We start from the raw sequence: 17,053 nt of genomic DNA, 5'->3' as shown, positions 1-17,053 counted from the left end.
TTATGGCTAAGGTATATGAATTTCTTGCCAATGGCTTCGAGGAAATCGAAGGATTGGCTCCGGTAGACATCCTCCGCAGAGGTGGTGTAGACATCAAGACAGTAAGTGTAACGGGTACTGAATGGGTAGAAACATCGCATGGTGTTACCATCAAGGCTGACCTGAAGTTTGAGGATATTGCCAGCTTTGAAGATGCTGACATGCTGATGATTCCGGGCGGAATGCCAGGAAGTACAAACCTGAACGAGCACGAAGGTGTACGCCAGGCGCTCATCGCACAGCACAAGGCTGGCAAGCGAATCGGTGCCATCTGCGCAGCCCCAATGGTTCTGGCAAGCACAGGCATCCTCGAAGGAAAGAAGGCTACCTGTTATCCTGGCTTTGAGCAGTATTTCGGCGAGAACACCGAATATACCGCCACCCTCTTCCAGGAAGACGACAACGTGATTACGGGCGAAGGTCCTGCAGCAACCCTCCCATACGCCTATAAGATATTGAGCTATTTCGTAAGCAAGGAAACTGTAGCTGCCCTGCAGGATGGCATGATGTATGATCATCTCATGCAGAGCAAGTAATAACAATGAGTGAAGAAAGGCAGAATTAGAATTCTTCACTCTTCACTTTTAACTCTTCACTTAAAAAATGGATTACGTAATCATAGTAGCCGGAGGCAAGGGCCTCCGCATGGGAAGTGAGATTCCGAAACAGTTCTTGCCGGTAGCGGGCAAGCCTATCCTGATGCGCACCATAGAGCGTTTTCATGAATATAACCCTGCATTGAACATCATCCTGGTTCTGCCGGAGAGTCAGCAGGCATACTGGCACCAGCTCTGCGAGGAGCATCATTTCAGCATCAAGCACCAGATAGCTAATGGTGGCGACACCCGTTTCCAGTCATCCAAAAACGGTCTGGCACTCATTCCTGATGATGAAGATGGCGTAGTGGGTATTCACGACGGCGTGCGCCCATTCGTATCTAAAGAAGTCATCGAGGAATGTTTCGAGACAGCTCGCGAAGAATATGCAGCCATCCCTGTATATGCCGTAACCGACACCCTGCGCTATATCGACCAGCACGGAGGCGGAAAGAATGTGCTGCGCAGCGATTACCGCGTGGTACAGACTCCCCAGACCTTCGACATCGGTCTGGCAAAGCAGGCTTTCAACCAGGAATACAAGGAACAGTTTACCGATGATGCTTCGGTGGTAGAAAGTCTTGGCTGTCAGGTTGCAATGGTAGAGGGTAACCGTGAGAACATCAAGATTACCACTCCATTCGACATCAAGGTAGCGGAAGCGTTGCTGGGGTAAAGCGAAACAACAAGGCATAAAAAGACAAGCAGGAGATTCCTCACGGAGTCCCCTGCCTTTTTTATAACTATAATAAACCTATTTTAAATTATCATTAACCTAAAGTGCAAATCTCTATTTTGGGTCTACCAATAACATCTCTCAAACTCCTTCAGAAGAGTTTATACTGCTACGGCTGCACGCAACTTCAACATGCCACGATGTACCAGATTGCGTACACTATGATAGTTCATCTGCATGATGTCACAGATGTCCTCATATTTGCGCTGCTCTATATAATATAAGGTGAACACCTGGCGCTGGCGTGGTGTCAGCTCATCCATCAGGATCTGTACCTTACGAACATTATTGAGTGAACTTTCATCAAGGATATAAGAGTTTTCCACATCTTCTACTGTTGTAGAGATACGGATATCCTCCACCGCAGTCTCCGTCATATAGTTCTTGCGGCGAAACTCATCCAGCAATCTGTTGCGGAGAGAAATGAGTAGGTAAGAGGTTACCTTTGTAACTTGTAAATCCTGGCTTTTAGAGATGAGTTTGATAAACACATCTTGTACACAATCTTTTACAAGTTCTTTGTCTGATGTAATACACAGACCATAATTGAGCAACATTTCCGCGTACATATCATATAAAGACATGAAAGCGTTCTGGTCGCCTTGACGATAGGCAGCGAGCAACGTCTGTGCTGCTTTCTCTCTTTCTCTGATGTTATTGTAGCTTGTTTTCATCTTAGGTGTACTTTTGTTTGTTGATGGTGCAAAAGTAGCCTAAATACGGCAAACTCTAAGGAAAAATCAGGTAAATGAATGGGAAAAATTGGTATTCAGTGTATTTTCCCTCCCATTTTAAGGGTACAAATGGCTTTTTATGCGATTTTTCAGTTCTTCTATGTCAGTTTCAGACAACAAGTCCGAAATCTCGTCAAGATGAAGAAGAACATATTTTGCCTGCTCTATTTCGGCAGGAAGATACATTTTCTCAAACTTTCGAGAAGATGCCGACCTCCCAGAGTTGGCATCCGGTTCTACAATAGAAGAACCGAATACCGACTCCAGGAAGTCGGTATTCAATAAAAGATTTCTTACAGATTCTGTTATCATCATTCTTTTCATCTTCTCTACTTTTATGATATTCTACTTATTACTTCACATTCGGGCAAGAGCCGCCAGCATCCATCACCGCCTTGCCATTCTCGGGTGCCGAAGCCCCACTGTAAATGACAGCCTTCTCAGGATAAGCCTGACGATACTCGCTCACACTCTTGAAGACATCATCATAAGTAACCTTGCCCGGACGAAGGCGACGCTGATACTGGCGAGGTGCCAGATTCTTGCCTCCTTCAGGAGCATAAAGTCCCTTCTGGGTATAATACCACTGTTCAATATGAATTATGTCAACCACCTTTCTCAACTCCGGATCCTGGAGGATGGCATCCTGCACATCCTTGTTGCACGACAAAGCCACCCAGACATGCTTGCCCGTCTTAGCCTCCCATTCGGCAACGGTCTGCAACCAGAACTTCGTAAAATGATAAGGACCCGTATACTCTTCACCAATCGACTGAATCACGTTCGGCTCATCAGCAAAGGCATCCAGCATCTTCATGATATACTGCTTATGCAGCTGGCGCATCACCGGATTATCTATATTATAGAAGTATTCAGCCATCCATACACGCTTATCACCGGCAAAAGGAACAGGTTCAGGGAACACCGTACCATTGATATTGTTGACCGGACGCCATGGACAATCTACCCAATGGGCACCTGCCTCCAGAATATTATGCTGGAAATAGTGCTGGTTGATAACCAGCAAACCATTCTTGGCTCCCTTTTCTGCCAATTCCTTAATGCGGCTGATGTACCACGGATTCAACTTTGTAAGGTCATACTTACTCAGTCCGTCCCAAGCCGTGCCCTGTCCGCTTCTGGCAAAAGGCTGCTCATAGAACGGAGCCCAGACATCTCCATCACGGCGGCGCACACGTTCGTGGTCATCACGGCGACGGTCATACCACAAGCCGTAGTTCTGATTGAAGAGCACCACATGCTTATCACGAAGATGAGCCACCACACTATCCACACGGGTGGTAGTGCCCTGTCCCTCCATTCCCGGCACAAAACGGGTCACGGCATCGGCAATCTTAGGGAAAGCCGAGTAACGAACACGTCCGTTCCACCAAGGGGTATTCATTCTTGCACCCTTCAACAGCGTATCAGCCACCATGATCTTACCCTCCTTTATCGCGAAGACAGGCTTCCCGGCATGGGCAAGATCCGCCTTTTTCTTAGAACGTTCCTTGATTTTATCCACATCCATAACCTTGACAGGAGAAACAGAAGCCATGAACCGGGCGCTGTCTGCTATCCACATCTGCATGGTGATGCGAGGTTTGCGCGCCTCTTCCACCATCTTCTGTGCCACATCATAGGTAGGATTGTTGCTCACATTGTTGCGTTCTCTCTCCAGCACACGACATTGGGCAGAGACATCCCTACCCAGTCGTTTCTCCAGAAGAGAGGCAAAGCGGCTCCATGGTTTGGCATGATTGTTACATTGCTGGAAATCACCAGAGCCGTTAAACTGCGCCCAACAGGCAAACACATGGTTGTTGCTGCCATCAGGAATGCTGTCGGCAAAGATTCCGGCAGCCGTACATTGGTAAGCGAGGCTGTTGGCTGTATTCCATCCGATGCCGTAGCCTTCGAGACCGAGATTGCAGAACTTGATGTCGTTGCCATCGATATTCACATTATCGAAGAGCAATCCTGTACACCAAGGTCCCACTGCACCACTATAACCCAGCGATTCATAACCATCGCATTGTACGAAGGCATTAGGACCCGCCGCACAGAGACCAGCCACAAAATCGTGCATGCCCTGTTCAGAATAGCAACGCTGGAACAGACATTGTTCGCCCATACAGAGGAAAGTGCGACGACGGTAGCCACCGATTTCTGAGACAGGAGCCTGAGAAATGCAATCCTCTACCGTGATACGGGAAGCATCACGCTGGGTTACGACTGCCGAACCAGCCAGATGGCGGAAATTCACCATTCTTACCCAACCGTCTTTCACCTTATTAATATATACACCCTCCCAGGCATGGTTTTCATCCTTCGGATTGGTAGTATCATATTCAGAATCTATCGTGAGATTTTCTACACCCACATTCTTCAAGCGCCAGTCATTACCGGCGATGCGCTGAACGAAGCATTCCGCATCATCCTGACCGAGCGACATGGATAAAGGAGCATCCAACTGCAATTCTCCCTTTCCGTCAGAAACCACACTACGGGTCCAGCGCACATCGATTTCTCCCGGATGCCAGCCCCAATAGCCCAGATCCTTGCCTGCACCGAAGTCAGCACAGCCCATCTTCTGAATCCATTCCTTGGTAGAAGGACGTACTATCAGTATCTCATCGCCCATCTTGCAGCCAGCAGGCAGCGTCACCTTCCGCTCTCCCAACTTCCAGGGAGCAGACAATTTCATGGGTTCACCCAGCGTCTGCATCTGCTTTTCGCTTTCCAGATACACCACCGCCCCACGGTCTACACCTTTTTTATATAGCACCGTCTGATTGCGGTCAGTACCTCTCAGCACCACGCCCGAAGTCTGGATACGAAGCGGCTGTGAGAGTTCGAATACACCCTTATCGAGCAAGACAGCCCCTCGTAGTCCCGTCTTCTTATCCATTTTGCGGGCAGAAACAAAGTCGATGACTTTCTGTATGCGAGCGCTCTGGTCGCCTTCTTTCCATTTCACGAAGACCACAACGTCCGCATCCGGAATCTCCTTTTCGCTCTGCTGGTAGCCCACGTAGCTAAAATCAAACGCGAAGGGTTGCGCAAAGATTTGCACAACCCCTACTAACGTAAATATCCATATAGAAAATAATCTTTTCATACCTCTTGTTTCATCAGAGTTTTTATAACTGTTCAAAAGAGTTTACCCTTCTCTGCCAAAGTATCGTGGTTGTTCTTCATGTCAGTCCAATCCACCTTTTCCTTGGTGCTGATACCATTGATATACTTCTCGATATTGGTATATCCGTCACCAGTGCAATCCTTGTTGGCATCGCTAGGGTCGTTAGGATTCAGGCCGTTGGCAATCTCCCACTCATCAGGCATACCGTCGCCATCTGTATCTACATAAGGCTTCACCTTCTTATATTTTGGGAATCCACCAACCTGGCAGATGTCTGTGATGATACCCAACTTATAGGATTCCTTGTCCAGACGACGATGCTTAAAAGTACCTTCATCGTTCTTCGATTCATCTGCCAATCCCCACATATCACCATAAGGGTTCTTCTTTGGCAATTTCTTTGCATAGTAAACTTCACCAGTTCTAACTTCATGTATGATTCGTTCATCTATCACATCACGTGTCGGAATCATTGCACCAACATCGTTCAATACATTTTCAAAAGTATTCTCTGAAGGAAGAATCTTAATATAAGGCATCGCAAATGGTTCATCAGAACGCATCAGAGCCTTTATATCCTCAGGCATTTTTCCATTCTTCAAATCCTTATCGCCAATCTGAACACCACCATTCCAGTTGTCCTTGGTTACGACCTCGTTACCTTCTACAATATTACCGGCTGCATAAACACGGCCATATTGAGGCCATGGGAACAAACCTTGACTACGACTCTCACTTTTAACTATACGATGAGCTACAGAATTCTTCTGCGTCAGAGGACCTGGTTTATAATAGTTGTTGATAAAGTTACTCATCGTAGAATATTCTCCGCCATCTGCCGTACGATGCACCCAGTTGTAAACGATGTTGTTCACGAAGTTGAACACACCACCCCATCCGATAGAAGGGTTACGACCAGTATTGTCTGCCCAAAGATTACGCATAAAGCTTGCATTCTCACCACCAATCGTGCTGCCAAATGCATGATTCCATGTATCAAGAGCCTTAGCAGAAAGTGTACGCTGGACTGTTACGTTTACAGTTGGTTCCTTACGTCTTCCACGTCCATCATGCAAATCAAACATGTGGCGGTAGAAAGAAATATTTTCATCAGCACCGAACTCACATGAGCAGTGGTCTATCATGATATTTCCTATCGGATTACCACCAAAGGCATCGTCACGATTCCAAACCTTTGTCTGACCACGTCGGAAACGCATATGACGAACAATCACATCATGTGTATTTATTTCAAAAGTTTCATCTGCAATGCAAACGCCTTCACCAGGAGCTGTCTGACCAGCGATAGTGATATAAGGAGCACGCACTGAGATAGGTGACTTCAGATGAATAATACCCGATACGTTGAAGACGATGATGCGGGCACCACCCTGTTCGCAAGCCCAACGGAAAGAACCAGGACCAGCATCATTGAGATTGGTCACAGTCAGGACCTTGCCGCCACGGCCACCGAAAGTAAACATACCGCCACCCTCAGCACCAGGGAATGCAGGAATCTTAGCCTGGCGCAAATCGTATGGACGGGAAGCCCATGGCACATAAGGACGACCAGCCATTGCCTCTTGTTTCACGATAGGGAAAGCCACTGCCCAAGCAGAATCTGAATGAGCTGTCCAAAGAGCTTCCAAAGAATCCAGTTTTGCCTGAGCCTCCTTCGTTACTTTAGGATACTGAGCAAATACAGCTGAAGGCATCATAACTAGAGCCATTACAGCCAAGATGATTTTGTTTTTTTGCATTATTCTTAATGTTTGTTGTTTAATAAAAGACGCCTTTATCTGGCTTTTGTCATCAAAGTCCAATACTTTTTTTATACATATATCCCAACAAAAGAAATGCCAGTTTCCTTAGAAATAAAAGAACTGCGTCCCGATGTAGCTAAACTACTTCTTATCCTATTTTCTTTTTTACACTACTTTAAGTTAAATAAGTTGCCCGTTTGGGAAACTTTATCTATCTTTGCACAAAAAAGGTACAGATATGAAAAAGAAATTCGATAATACAGATAATCTCCTGGGCGGTATCGTTAAAAAAGTCAGACTGGAAAAAGGACTGTCCCAAGAAGCACTAGGAAAATATGTAGGGCTAGGCAAAAGCAGCATCAGCAAGATAGAAAGCGGCAAAACCAATATCTCTGCAGATGATGCTTCAGTCCTCTTGGAAGCTATGGGAGAGAAGTTGAATATTTATATTGGCGACCTGTATCCGTCAGCAGAAACAAAGATGAAAGCAACCATCTTTGTCACAGTTGCTGCCTGCTGGTTTGCAGAAGACAAGGGAATTACCAAACAGAAGGCTTTCAACTATCTCCAAAAGAACCAGGGCATCAGATTTCTTGAGGAAAACTGGGAAATAGAACAAACCATGCCAAGGGAACAAATCATTCAAGATTTAACCCATATCTGCAATAACCATATTGCAAAGACGAAGAAAAGAGAAGGGAGGATGAACGTATCATGAGATTGTTACATGGAAGTTATACAGAAATACTTACCCCAGACCTTTCTATATGTAAAGGCAAAAATGATTTTGGTAAAGGCTTCTATCTCACTCCAAATTGGAAAAGGGCTTGGCAGATGGGTAAACGCAGCACTTTCCTTTATGGTGGAGAAATCACAGTCAATGCGTTTCTGTTCTACCCCAATTTAAGTGAAAAGAAAGGACTTCGAATTAAAATCTTTGAAGGATTCACTACGGAATGGGCAAAATTCATTCTCCAGAACAGAGTAGAAAGCAGATTCAAACATAACTTTGATATTGTTATTGGTCCTGTTGCAGATGCTTTTATTGATCAGGAAATAAAAAACTATATTCAACAATATGGAGAAACTTATCTTGAAGAAAGTAATTTGAATACTTTTGTCTCTAAGATTTCTCAATTCGGACTTAGCTATATACAATATTGCTTTTGTACACAAAAGGCTATTAATGAACTCATAAAAGATTAAGAATATGGAAAATAAGCATAATTACGAATACGTGTTAGGCCAGATTGCTTGTTATATAGCAAAAGAATGTAACCTCACACCTAGTGAAGCAGTTGGTGTAATCATGAACGATGATTGCACAGACGCAGTTATTGAAGAAATTCAAACTTCAGACAAGATAGACATCGAGGCTTTGGCCTCCCATTACCTGACAGAGGAACTTTGTTAACAGCACTTTGTTTCTCATTAAAAAGAATATTATGGCAATAGAATTCAAGACAATACCTGTCCTTCATGGTGAAGCAGCAGCCCGTTTCGTTGAAGCGGCTGATGAAGCATTAGAAAAACGTGGCACCATTGACTTCTCAACACAAGTAGCCAAGGCTCGTGCTATATTGAAACGTTCAAAAATGTATAATTAACAGAAGCAACATAGAAAAAATAGCGAGATGTAAGGAATAAAAACGGGGTGCATTCTCAATAATGAGAACACACCCCGTATTTTATTTATAATCTAACATTTTATTGTTCGTAACCATCAAGACCCGACTTGGCTGTTGTACCATAGCCATTATCACCATATTCCTCAGCATTATCAATCTGCTGCAAGAACGTCTGACTCATAGGACGCCACTTGTCACAAGCCTTAATTGCTTCAGCCGCACGTGGATTAGAAGTCTGCAAGTAATCCTTAGTCAACTTACCATGACGCTGCAAAAGAGCCCAACGCTGGTGTTCACCACACAATTCACGTGCAAACTCATCCAATACATCCTGCTCGGAAGCTGTCTTCAACTCATAAGTAGAAGCCTCAACTCCAGCACGTGCAGCACGTTTGCGAAGCTTGTTGATATACTGAGCAGCCTTCTGACCATCACCCAATTTCTGATAAGCCTCAGCAGCAATCATATAAATCTCAGAAGAGCGCATGATGAAAACATCACCATTCTTCACCTGAAGATTTCCACCATTGAAGACACCATCATAATTCCACTGGAACTTAATCAAGCTAGGGAATGCCTGCCAAGCTGGATTGGTTGATCCATACTTCTGTTCCCAGGCATTGCCTGTAGATGAAGAGATATAAACCTTACCATCAAAGAGGTCGTTGATGTTTACACAGGCATAAGCACGACCTTTCTTGTCTGTCTGAGTCATATCGTCCTTTGAGAGATAGAGGAAGATACGATTTTCATCCTTTGCCAAACCATGTGACTCTGGGTCTGTATCATACTCTATCACATATGGATTTTTTGTCTTTTCCAGTTTATTGACATCACCAGAGGTTTCACCCTTTGGCCAGATAGAAGCAGTATACTGGTTACCACCAGTAGAACCCATCTGGAAGCCATTGCAATCAGCAAAAGGATAAATCTTCTGACCCTTTACTGCAGGATCCAAGCCATACTTGGTAATGATACCATCATTAATGGTAGCAATAGCCTTATTATATGCTATCCACGCACACTGCTGCATAGAGAAACCACCAAATGCTGTCTGGAAAGAGTTCTCCCAACGTTTATCCCATGATGGATTGTAAAGATCAATCAGATATTTGCTAGGTGCATACAAGCTGTTGTTTGTTCTACCATACAGGTAGTCCTGCTTATCCTTCTTAATCTTAGAGATGTCAGACAACTTGGATGGATCCCAGTAAGTATAAGAGAATAACTTATTAGAACCAGGAGAAGAATAGTTCCAAACCTCCGTATCTACGCCAGCATCAACTCCAGCAGCAACAAAGAGAGCTTCCTTGTTGGTGCGGTTGTTTGCCTGATTCCATACATCGGCAATATCACCATAAAGATAACCACCATACTTACTGCCACCAGCCTCTGTATCTGCTACGAAATCAGCTGCCAAATCTGCAGCCTTCTGCCAATAGGAAGTTCCATCTGGAGCAGTCAATCCCTGACCTGCGGCCTGAGCATAAGCACGACAGAGGAAGCCCACAGCAGACTTCTTACTTGCACGAGCGCGGTTATTATTATAAGGAGTAATGCTCAAATGATTCATTGCATACTCCAAGTCAGAGATAACTGAGTTGTAAATCTTTGTAAGGGTATTACGCTTAGGACTCAGATTGACACCTTTCTCTACATCCTGTGTCACCAAAGTGATAGGACCATAATAGGTGGTAAGCATCAGATGATAATAACCTCTCAGGAAACGAGCCTCAGCATAAAGTTCCTTGACTGCATCGGTCTGCTCCATTTTCTCACCATTATCAATAGTAGTACAGCAATAACCTAATGCACTATAAGCCTGTGAGAAAAATTTATCCCAACCTTTACCTGCATAAGGAACCAGTCCTTCATAATAGAACAATTCCTTCGTATTATCATTATTCTTTGATGTCAACCAAAGATCGGTACCAGCCTCAGCTACAGACAAGAAGTCTGATACTGTATACATCTGACCATAAATAGGCTCGTAGCAACGACTTTGCATACCATACCATTTGTCAAAATCAGTAGAAAGACCCGCACTCGTATCTGCTGCCACTGGGTTATATTCATCCAATGAGCATGATGCCAAAAGCGCAGCTGCAAAAAGTGCAAAGGACGATTTTAATATATTCTTATTCATTTTCTTCTTTTTTTAAGTGTTCATTAGAATGATACGTTAAGACCAAATACCAGTTGTCTTGTCAGTGGGAAGTCGTAAGAACCATTCATTTCTGGATCATAATCCTTCAGCAAGTGACTCTTGCGAATGATCAATGGGTTGGTAATAGTTCCATATACACGGAGATTTGTCAAGCCCAACTTCTTCTGAAGTTTAGTTGGCAAGCTATAACCCAAAGTAATGTTCTTGATCTTGAAGAAAGAACCATCCACATATGCCAAAGAAGAGAATCCTGGATAATAAGCCAACTTATTAGAGATACTAGCATCCATTGCTGGGAAATCATTAGATGGATTTGTCTCTGACCAAACATTGAAGTAGGTTGGATAGTTGTCTCTACCTGTTGGATCATACTCTGTCAACATATCATACTTAATCATCTGTCCCCAACGCATATACATGTATATACTCAAATCGAAATTCTTGTACTTCAATGTATTCTGCAAACCGAGTGACCAGTCTGGAGAATTATGTCCCAACACCTGATAATCGTTTGCTGATGTTGTGTATGGATTTTCTGCATTGTATGTCTGCTCTACTCCATCAGCATCAACCTTGGTATAATACACCTTACCATTCGCATCAACATGGCGTTCCATATCAGGAACATCAATATTGAAAGAACCTGGCTTCTGACCAAAGCAAGCAGCATCATCAGCCTGATCCAACTGCCATATGCCATTCAACTTATAACCATAGTAAGAGTTAATAGCTGAACCTACTTCGTATACACGGTCGCCGTTGATAACCTTCTCGTTAGCTGTACCAGAGAGTTTTTCAATCTTCTCTTTATTGTATGCAAATGTCAATGTAGTATTCCACTTAAAGTCCTTGCTTACAATATTACGAGTATTCAATGTAAGTTCCACACCCTTGTTATTGGTCTCAGCCAAGTTTACATTAGTATTGAATAGGCTAGTAGAATTATAAGCACCAGAAGTAGCTGGCAAGTTCTTATTCCAAATAACTCCTGTAGTCTTTGTGTTATACAAATCCAAATTCAATTCAATGCGTCCCTTCAAAAAGGCTGCATCAAGACCAATGTTCCAGTTCTTTGAACGCTCCCATGTCAATTCTGCGTTTGCAACAGTCTGAGTATAACCCCATGTAGTAATCTTCTCACCACCAATGGTAAGATACCCCTGCTGCAAATTGGTTACAGAAGAGTAAGCATTGACACCTGCAGTGCTACCTGTCTCACCATAACCCATACGTAGTTTCAGGTTATCGAGCCAAGAACGGGTACTCTCCATAAACTTCTCGTCGCTGATACGCCATCCCAAAGCAACAGCAGGGAAAGTAGACCATTTATGGCCTTCTGCCAAACGAGAAGAACCGTCATGACGTACAGAAACAGATGCCAGATAGCGACCTAAATAAGAGTAGTTGATACGACCTATCAAGCCCATACCCTTACTCATGCTGTAGCTAGAAGTACTATTATGCATATTAGCATTAGCTAAGTTATGCCACAAATATGAATTTTGAAGAATACCTGTACCAGAAGCAAGAGTTACATCACTACGGTTGTGGTTCCAAGAAGTAACGCCTGTTACTGTAAATGCATGATCCTTAGCTACATTAAACTGGTAAGTGAATATATTCTCCCACTTGTAGCTATAACCACGACTGTCAGATACGCTTGCACTGGTATCATTATTCACGTTAGAACCATTCTTATAGAAGTTGTAGGAACCTGCACCATCAAAGGCATTGGCACGATTGTATGTCAAAGTACCATTGATACGGCTCTCCCAAGTGAATCCCTTGAACGGAGTAATACGAATATAAGGATTTATATAGAACTTAGCCCTCTGGTTCTGACGCCGATAGTTTGACTTATTGTTCACAAGAAGGTTGATATATGTATTATCACCCTCTATAGGATATACATTCACATTGCCATTCTCATCATATAGATCACCATAAGGAATCGCTCTCATAGCAGCCGACATTTTGGCAAAGGGACGGTTCTGGTGCACATAAGATGCCTGCATGGCAACACCGGCAGCCAACCACTTGTTTACCTGATTGTCTACTCGGATATTGGTAGAATATACCTTATAATAGTCGTCTCTATACTGACCATTTTCATCAGAGAAATTCAAAGACATGTAAGCCTTTGTCTTGTCTGTACCGCCGGAAAGAGAAACTGAGTAGTTTTGAACTGTTCCTGTATGAAGCAGTTCATCAGTCCACTTGATGTTCTTTCCGTTCTTATAGGCTGTATAGTAGTTCGGATTACTCTGGAAAAGAGTTGCATCATCTACATATGTACCAGCATTCTTGGCTGCCTGACGTAATCCTTCCATATAGGTTTCGCCCTGACGCACCTCTGGCACATCAGACCATCCATTAATACCATAATAAGCATTGAAGTTTACGGCCAGTTTACCTGACTTTCCACCTTTGGTCGTAATCAAGACAACACCATTGGCACCAGAAGAACCATAAATAGCTGTAGAAGAAGCATCCTTCAGCACTTCGATGCTTTCAATATCGTTAGGATTCAATGTTGAATAGTCACCCGGCATACCATCAATGATAAACAATGGAGAAGTACCACCACTTACCAAAGAGCGGTTACCACGCAACTGCATACTTACACCAGAACCAGCCTGACCGCTAGACTTAGTTATATCAAGACCTGACACACGTCCCTGAAGAGCCTCCATTGGATTAGATGAAGGAGTCAACACAATATCATCGCTTTTGACAGAAGCAATAGCACCTGTCAAATCACGTTTTTTCTGTGTACCATAACCAACAACAACCAACTCATCAAGACCAATGGCATCAGGTTCCATTTTGATACCCATACCTTGCTTGGCAGATACAGTGATAGTTCTATAACCTGTGTAACTGATTTCCAAAATAGTACCTGAAGGTACATTTACAGAAAACTTACCATCCATGTCAGTAATAGCACCTACACCACTACCCTTTTTCTTGATGGTTACACCAATCATTGGCTCTCCAGTCTCATCAACGATAGTACCATTGATAGATTTTGACTGTTGAACTACAGAAGGAGGAGTCTGAATTCCTCTCTGACCATTACCAGCCATCATTGCTGTTGGAGTCAACAAGACTGTAGAAACCAACATTACCTTAGAGGTAATTCCTGCAAATGCGACAGGATTCTTCAATTTCTTCATAATTGAAACTTTTAGGTTGTATTTTAAATTGTTTTAATATCTTAATCTATTTTTATAAATAGTCTGTCCCCATCATCTTTTCCATGACGGTTAGCATACTGCTGTTATAAATAAGATTATCTAAAAGACGCAAAGGACCCTACCATGTAATCACCTTTTTTGAGATTTTTTATAAAAAACTTTATTTTTTTATTTCACTCTCCTGCTGCTGCGCTACATACTCTCTTGGCGACATGCCATATTTCTTACGGAAACACTTGCCGAAATAGCCCACATCGGTGAAGCCGCAACTGTAGGCTACATCGGTGATACTCTGGCCGGAATGCTTCAGCAATTCTACGGCATGACTCAGTTTGAAATCCTTCACCATATCGCTTGGCGAACAGCCCATCACAGCCTTCGTCTTCTTGAAGAAGGCTGAACGGCTCATGCCCAATTCCTGTGCCAGCATATCTATCTCGAAATCGGCATTGGTCAGGTTGGCTTCCATAAACCGGCGCACCTTGTCGGCAAACTGCTTATCCTGCTGTTCGGCATTAAACTTGCGCTTATACTCTGCCAGCTGGTTCTGGATGTAGATATTGTTCTTCAGCCGAATCTGATACTTCGCATAGCGGAAAGCATAGTAGCTGGCTACGGATATCAGAATGATATAGATGAGATAAGCCCACCACGTAGCCCACCAGGGTGGGAGAATGGTGATGGTCAACTCTCTCGTGCTGTGAGAATCAGGATTGGTAGCATCCATTACCTCTACGATAAACTGATAGGTTCCCGACGGCACATTGGTATAGGAAGCCAGACGGTTCTTGCCGGCATAATGCCAGTCATGGTCGTAACCCTTCAGCCGGTAACGGTAGCTGATGCGCTCCGGATTGCAGAAATTCAGGGCCGCAAACTCCAGAGTGAACATCGACTGGGAATGGCGCAGGGTGAGATGATCGGTATAAACCATCGACTTCTCCAGGATGGCTGGCTGATTGTAACTGCGGATATCACGGTTGTTCACCTCTCCACCTATTATATATATAGGATATTGCAGACGGGTGGTATGGATACGTTCCGGCTGATAAGCAAGGATTCCTTCCTTGCACCCCAGCCATATCTCCCCATTCTGGATCAAAGCCGCAGAAGATTCCTCCAACTGGACATCAGGGAAACCGTCGGAATTGTCGAAATGCCGGATGCGGTCTGATTGATAATCATAGCACGACAAGCCATCGGCATTTACCAGCCAAAGGCGTCCCATCTTATCCTCTAAAATCGAAATGATGACATCATTATGCAAACCTTCCTTTGCTCCCAAAGAAGTAAGAATAGGCAGATGCGTCACTTCATCAAAACCATCCAGACGACTCAGACCTCCACCAAAGGTACACATCCAAACCTGCCTGTTGCTATCCTTGTAAAGTCCGTAGATGTCACTATTGGCACGGGTATTGATTTCGGTATTGCGATAAGTCTCGAAGCGCAGGTCACCTACCGATTTGAAATCTGTCTTGAAAGACATCAGTCCGTCCATCGTTCCTACCCACATTCTCTGATGACTGTCCTCTACCAGGTTGCGGACATCCATGTAGAGTCCGTAACCGGGATAGTTTTTCATACCATGATATTTATTATAGAAGCGCACCTTTCCGCCCTGTTCCTGCAGCAGATTGAGACCTCCATCCAGCGTAGCCACCCAGATGCGATGGTGGGAATCCTGATAGGTCATATAGACATTGTTGCCGCTGATGGAATAAGGATCCCGGGCATCATGACGGTAATGAGCGATGCGATACCCTATTGGTCTGGAGGCATCGGGAGTCAGTTTTACCAATCCGTCTCCCTTGGTAGAGAGCCAGAGATTCTGCCTGTCATCATACATGGCATGATAAATGCTGCCAATTTGATGATGGGCATAATCGAACACCTGCTTCACCCTGCCCTGCATATCCAACAGATAAACATTCTTGCTGCGGGCACCCACCAGCACATCACCATTCTTCAACTGGCAGATGGCTTTCACTCCACTCTTATCACCATCCGGCAAAGGGATGACACGGAACTGGTTGGGGGTGAAACTGACACGGTAAATGCCATTATCAGCAGAAGTGAGCCACAACAGTCCGTCCTTGTCCAGGTTCATGTTCAAGAAGTGGCTATCTGGCTTATGGTCCTGGAACTTAGGAAGGAAAGCCAGGTTAACGCCTTCCATCGTCTGCGGATCAATATAGATGATTTCGCCAGCACCGGAAAGATAGAAGTAACCATGATGAGAGGTGGCGATGAACTTAGGTTCCACCACCTTACCTACGCCCGAAATCGGATAACGGCGCTCCCATCCGATCTTCGGATTATGGCACACCAGGGCGGTATGCGATTCATCCAACTGCCACACACATCCGTTCGGGGTATGATAAACAAAATGTTCCTTTGATTTACGGGCGAAATACTGCTGCCACATGCCGAGCGTCCACTTTCTGTTTTTCGCAGTAATAGGAACGGAATAAATCTGATAATCCTTTCCTACATAGTTAGCACGCGAAACCTTCAGCTGTACCACATCCTGGCGCAACTGATAATTGAACGTATTGATATACTTTCGGGCATCTACCAGCGTCTGGATACGGATGCTTCCATCCTTTAATGTTTCTGCAAGAAGCAGGTTCTTATCTTTGGTGAGCAGGAGAATCTTACCGGTACCATCTGCCTGAATCTTGATGACCTGCAGGTTACGGGCATAAGGTTTCAGTTCATCATAGACATCTTCGAAACGTTCGGTCTGCTTGAAGAAGACGCTGAGTTTCCAGTCGAGCGTCTTGATCCAGAGATTGCCCAGAGCATCTTCTGCCAACCATTCTACCTTACGGGGTGGCTGGTCGGAAGAAGAGATGTAAGCATCTGAATAATTGGCAAAGCGGGATCCGTCGAAACGAGATAAGCCGAACCAGGTTCCAAACCACAGGAAACTGTCTTCCGACTTCAGAGAACAGTATACGATGTCATGAGGTAACCCTTCCTTCATAGAATAATGGGCTACCTGCATATTGTTCTGTGCCATACCCAACAAGGCATAAAGCGAACAGA

General features: G+C 44.2%; 13 protein-coding genes. 6 read left to right on the top strand and 7 right to left on the bottom strand.

Translation table 11 applies throughout. The features are described from left to right. The first annotated feature begins 2 nt into the window (after nucleotides 1-2). Both RCO84_RS15435 and RCO84_RS15430 read left to right on the top strand, forming a co-directional pair. A complete protein-coding gene (locus tag RCO84_RS15435; RefSeq protein WP_287838346.1) occupies nucleotides 3-575 on the top strand; it encodes a DJ-1 family glyoxalase III in 573 nt (190 codons plus the stop codon). A gap of 67 nt (nucleotides 576-642) precedes the next feature. Continuing rightward, on the top strand, nucleotides 643-1,311 hold the full coding sequence (locus RCO84_RS15430) for a 2-C-methyl-D-erythritol 4-phosphate cytidylyltransferase (RefSeq protein WP_144154970.1): 669 nt from the start codon (nucleotides 643-645) through the stop codon (nucleotides 1,309-1,311). A gap of 161 nt (nucleotides 1,312-1,472) precedes the next feature. Here the strand turns inward: RCO84_RS15430 and RCO84_RS15425 are convergent, their stop codons facing one another. From RCO84_RS15425 to RCO84_RS15410, 4 genes are all read right to left on the bottom strand, one after another. Further along, the gene (locus RCO84_RS15425; RefSeq protein ID WP_287869912.1) at nucleotides 1,473-2,045 is read right to left on the bottom strand and encodes an RNA polymerase sigma factor; all 573 of its coding nucleotides are present in this window, start codon (nucleotides 2,043-2,045) and stop codon (nucleotides 1,473-1,475) included. Nucleotides 2,046-2,162: 117 nt separating this feature from the next. Further along, nucleotides 2,163-2,420, bottom strand: a complete 258-nt coding sequence (locus RCO84_RS15420) for a hypothetical protein (RefSeq protein ID WP_287798534.1) — start codon at nucleotides 2,418-2,420, stop codon at nucleotides 2,163-2,165. A gap of 37 nt (nucleotides 2,421-2,457) precedes the next feature. After that, nucleotides 2,458-5,226 carry a DUF6298 domain-containing protein gene (locus RCO84_RS15415; protein ID WP_317585612.1) on the bottom strand — a complete coding sequence of 923 codons (2,769 nt, stop codon included), beginning with the start codon at nucleotides 5,224-5,226 and terminating at the stop codon, nucleotides 2,458-2,460. A gap of 32 nt (nucleotides 5,227-5,258) precedes the next feature. Beyond that, the gene (locus RCO84_RS15410) at nucleotides 5,259-7,007 is read right to left on the bottom strand and encodes a polysaccharide lyase (protein WP_317585611.1); all 1,749 of its coding nucleotides are present in this window, start codon (nucleotides 7,005-7,007) and stop codon (nucleotides 5,259-5,261) included. Between the two features lie 241 nt (nucleotides 7,008-7,248). Here RCO84_RS15410 and RCO84_RS15405 point away from each other — a divergent pair, with 241 nt between their 5' ends. Genes RCO84_RS15405 through RCO84_RS15390 form a run of 4 tightly spaced genes read left to right on the top strand, consistent with a single transcriptional unit; the run spans nucleotide 7,249 to nucleotide 8,617 of the window. Next, nucleotides 7,249-7,728 carry a helix-turn-helix domain-containing protein gene (locus tag RCO84_RS15405; RefSeq protein WP_317585610.1) on the top strand — a complete coding sequence of 160 codons (480 nt, stop codon included), beginning with the start codon at nucleotides 7,249-7,251 and terminating at the stop codon, nucleotides 7,726-7,728. After that, complete coding sequence (locus RCO84_RS15400) at nucleotides 7,725-8,216, top strand: DUF3990 domain-containing protein (RefSeq protein WP_217744322.1); 492 nt, start codon at nucleotides 7,725-7,727, stop codon at nucleotides 8,214-8,216. The genes RCO84_RS15405 and RCO84_RS15400 overlap by 4 nt, the downstream gene beginning before the upstream one ends. A 4-nt stretch (nucleotides 8,217-8,220) precedes the next feature. Next, nucleotides 8,221-8,424 (top strand): hypothetical protein, encoded by a 204-nt coding sequence (locus RCO84_RS15395; protein WP_317585608.1) that lies wholly within the window; start codon nucleotides 8,221-8,223, stop codon nucleotides 8,422-8,424. Between the two features lie 31 nt (nucleotides 8,425-8,455). Further along, entirely contained in the window at nucleotides 8,456-8,617 is a 162-nt protein-coding gene (locus tag RCO84_RS15390) for a hypothetical protein (RefSeq protein WP_317585607.1), read from the top strand. Between the two features lie 100 nt (nucleotides 8,618-8,717). Here the strand turns inward: RCO84_RS15390 and RCO84_RS15385 are convergent, their stop codons facing one another. The 3 genes from RCO84_RS15385 to RCO84_RS15375 form a co-directional block, all read right to left on the bottom strand. Further along, a complete protein-coding gene (locus RCO84_RS15385) occupies nucleotides 8,718-10,784 on the bottom strand; it encodes a RagB/SusD family nutrient uptake outer membrane protein (protein ID WP_317585606.1) in 2,067 nt (688 codons plus the stop codon). A 23-nt stretch (nucleotides 10,785-10,807) separates the two neighbouring features. After that, nucleotides 10,808-13,981 carry a SusC/RagA family TonB-linked outer membrane protein gene (locus RCO84_RS15380; protein ID WP_317585604.1) on the bottom strand — a complete coding sequence of 1,058 codons (3,174 nt, stop codon included), beginning with the start codon at nucleotides 13,979-13,981 and terminating at the stop codon, nucleotides 10,808-10,810. Nucleotides 13,982-14,162: 181 nt separating this feature from the next. After that, on the bottom strand, nucleotides 14,163-17,027 hold the full coding sequence (locus tag RCO84_RS15375; protein ID WP_317585603.1) for an AraC family transcriptional regulator: 2,865 nt from the start codon (nucleotides 17,025-17,027) through the stop codon (nucleotides 14,163-14,165). Between the last annotated feature and the right edge of the window lie 26 nt (nucleotides 17,028-17,053).

Origin of the sequence: Segatella copri, assembly GCF_949820605.1 — a bacterium.
Taxonomy (GTDB): domain Bacteria; phylum Bacteroidota; class Bacteroidia; order Bacteroidales; family Bacteroidaceae; genus Prevotella.
Note: the sequence above shows the minus strand (reverse complement) of the source record. Positions and strands in the feature narration are given on the sequence as shown.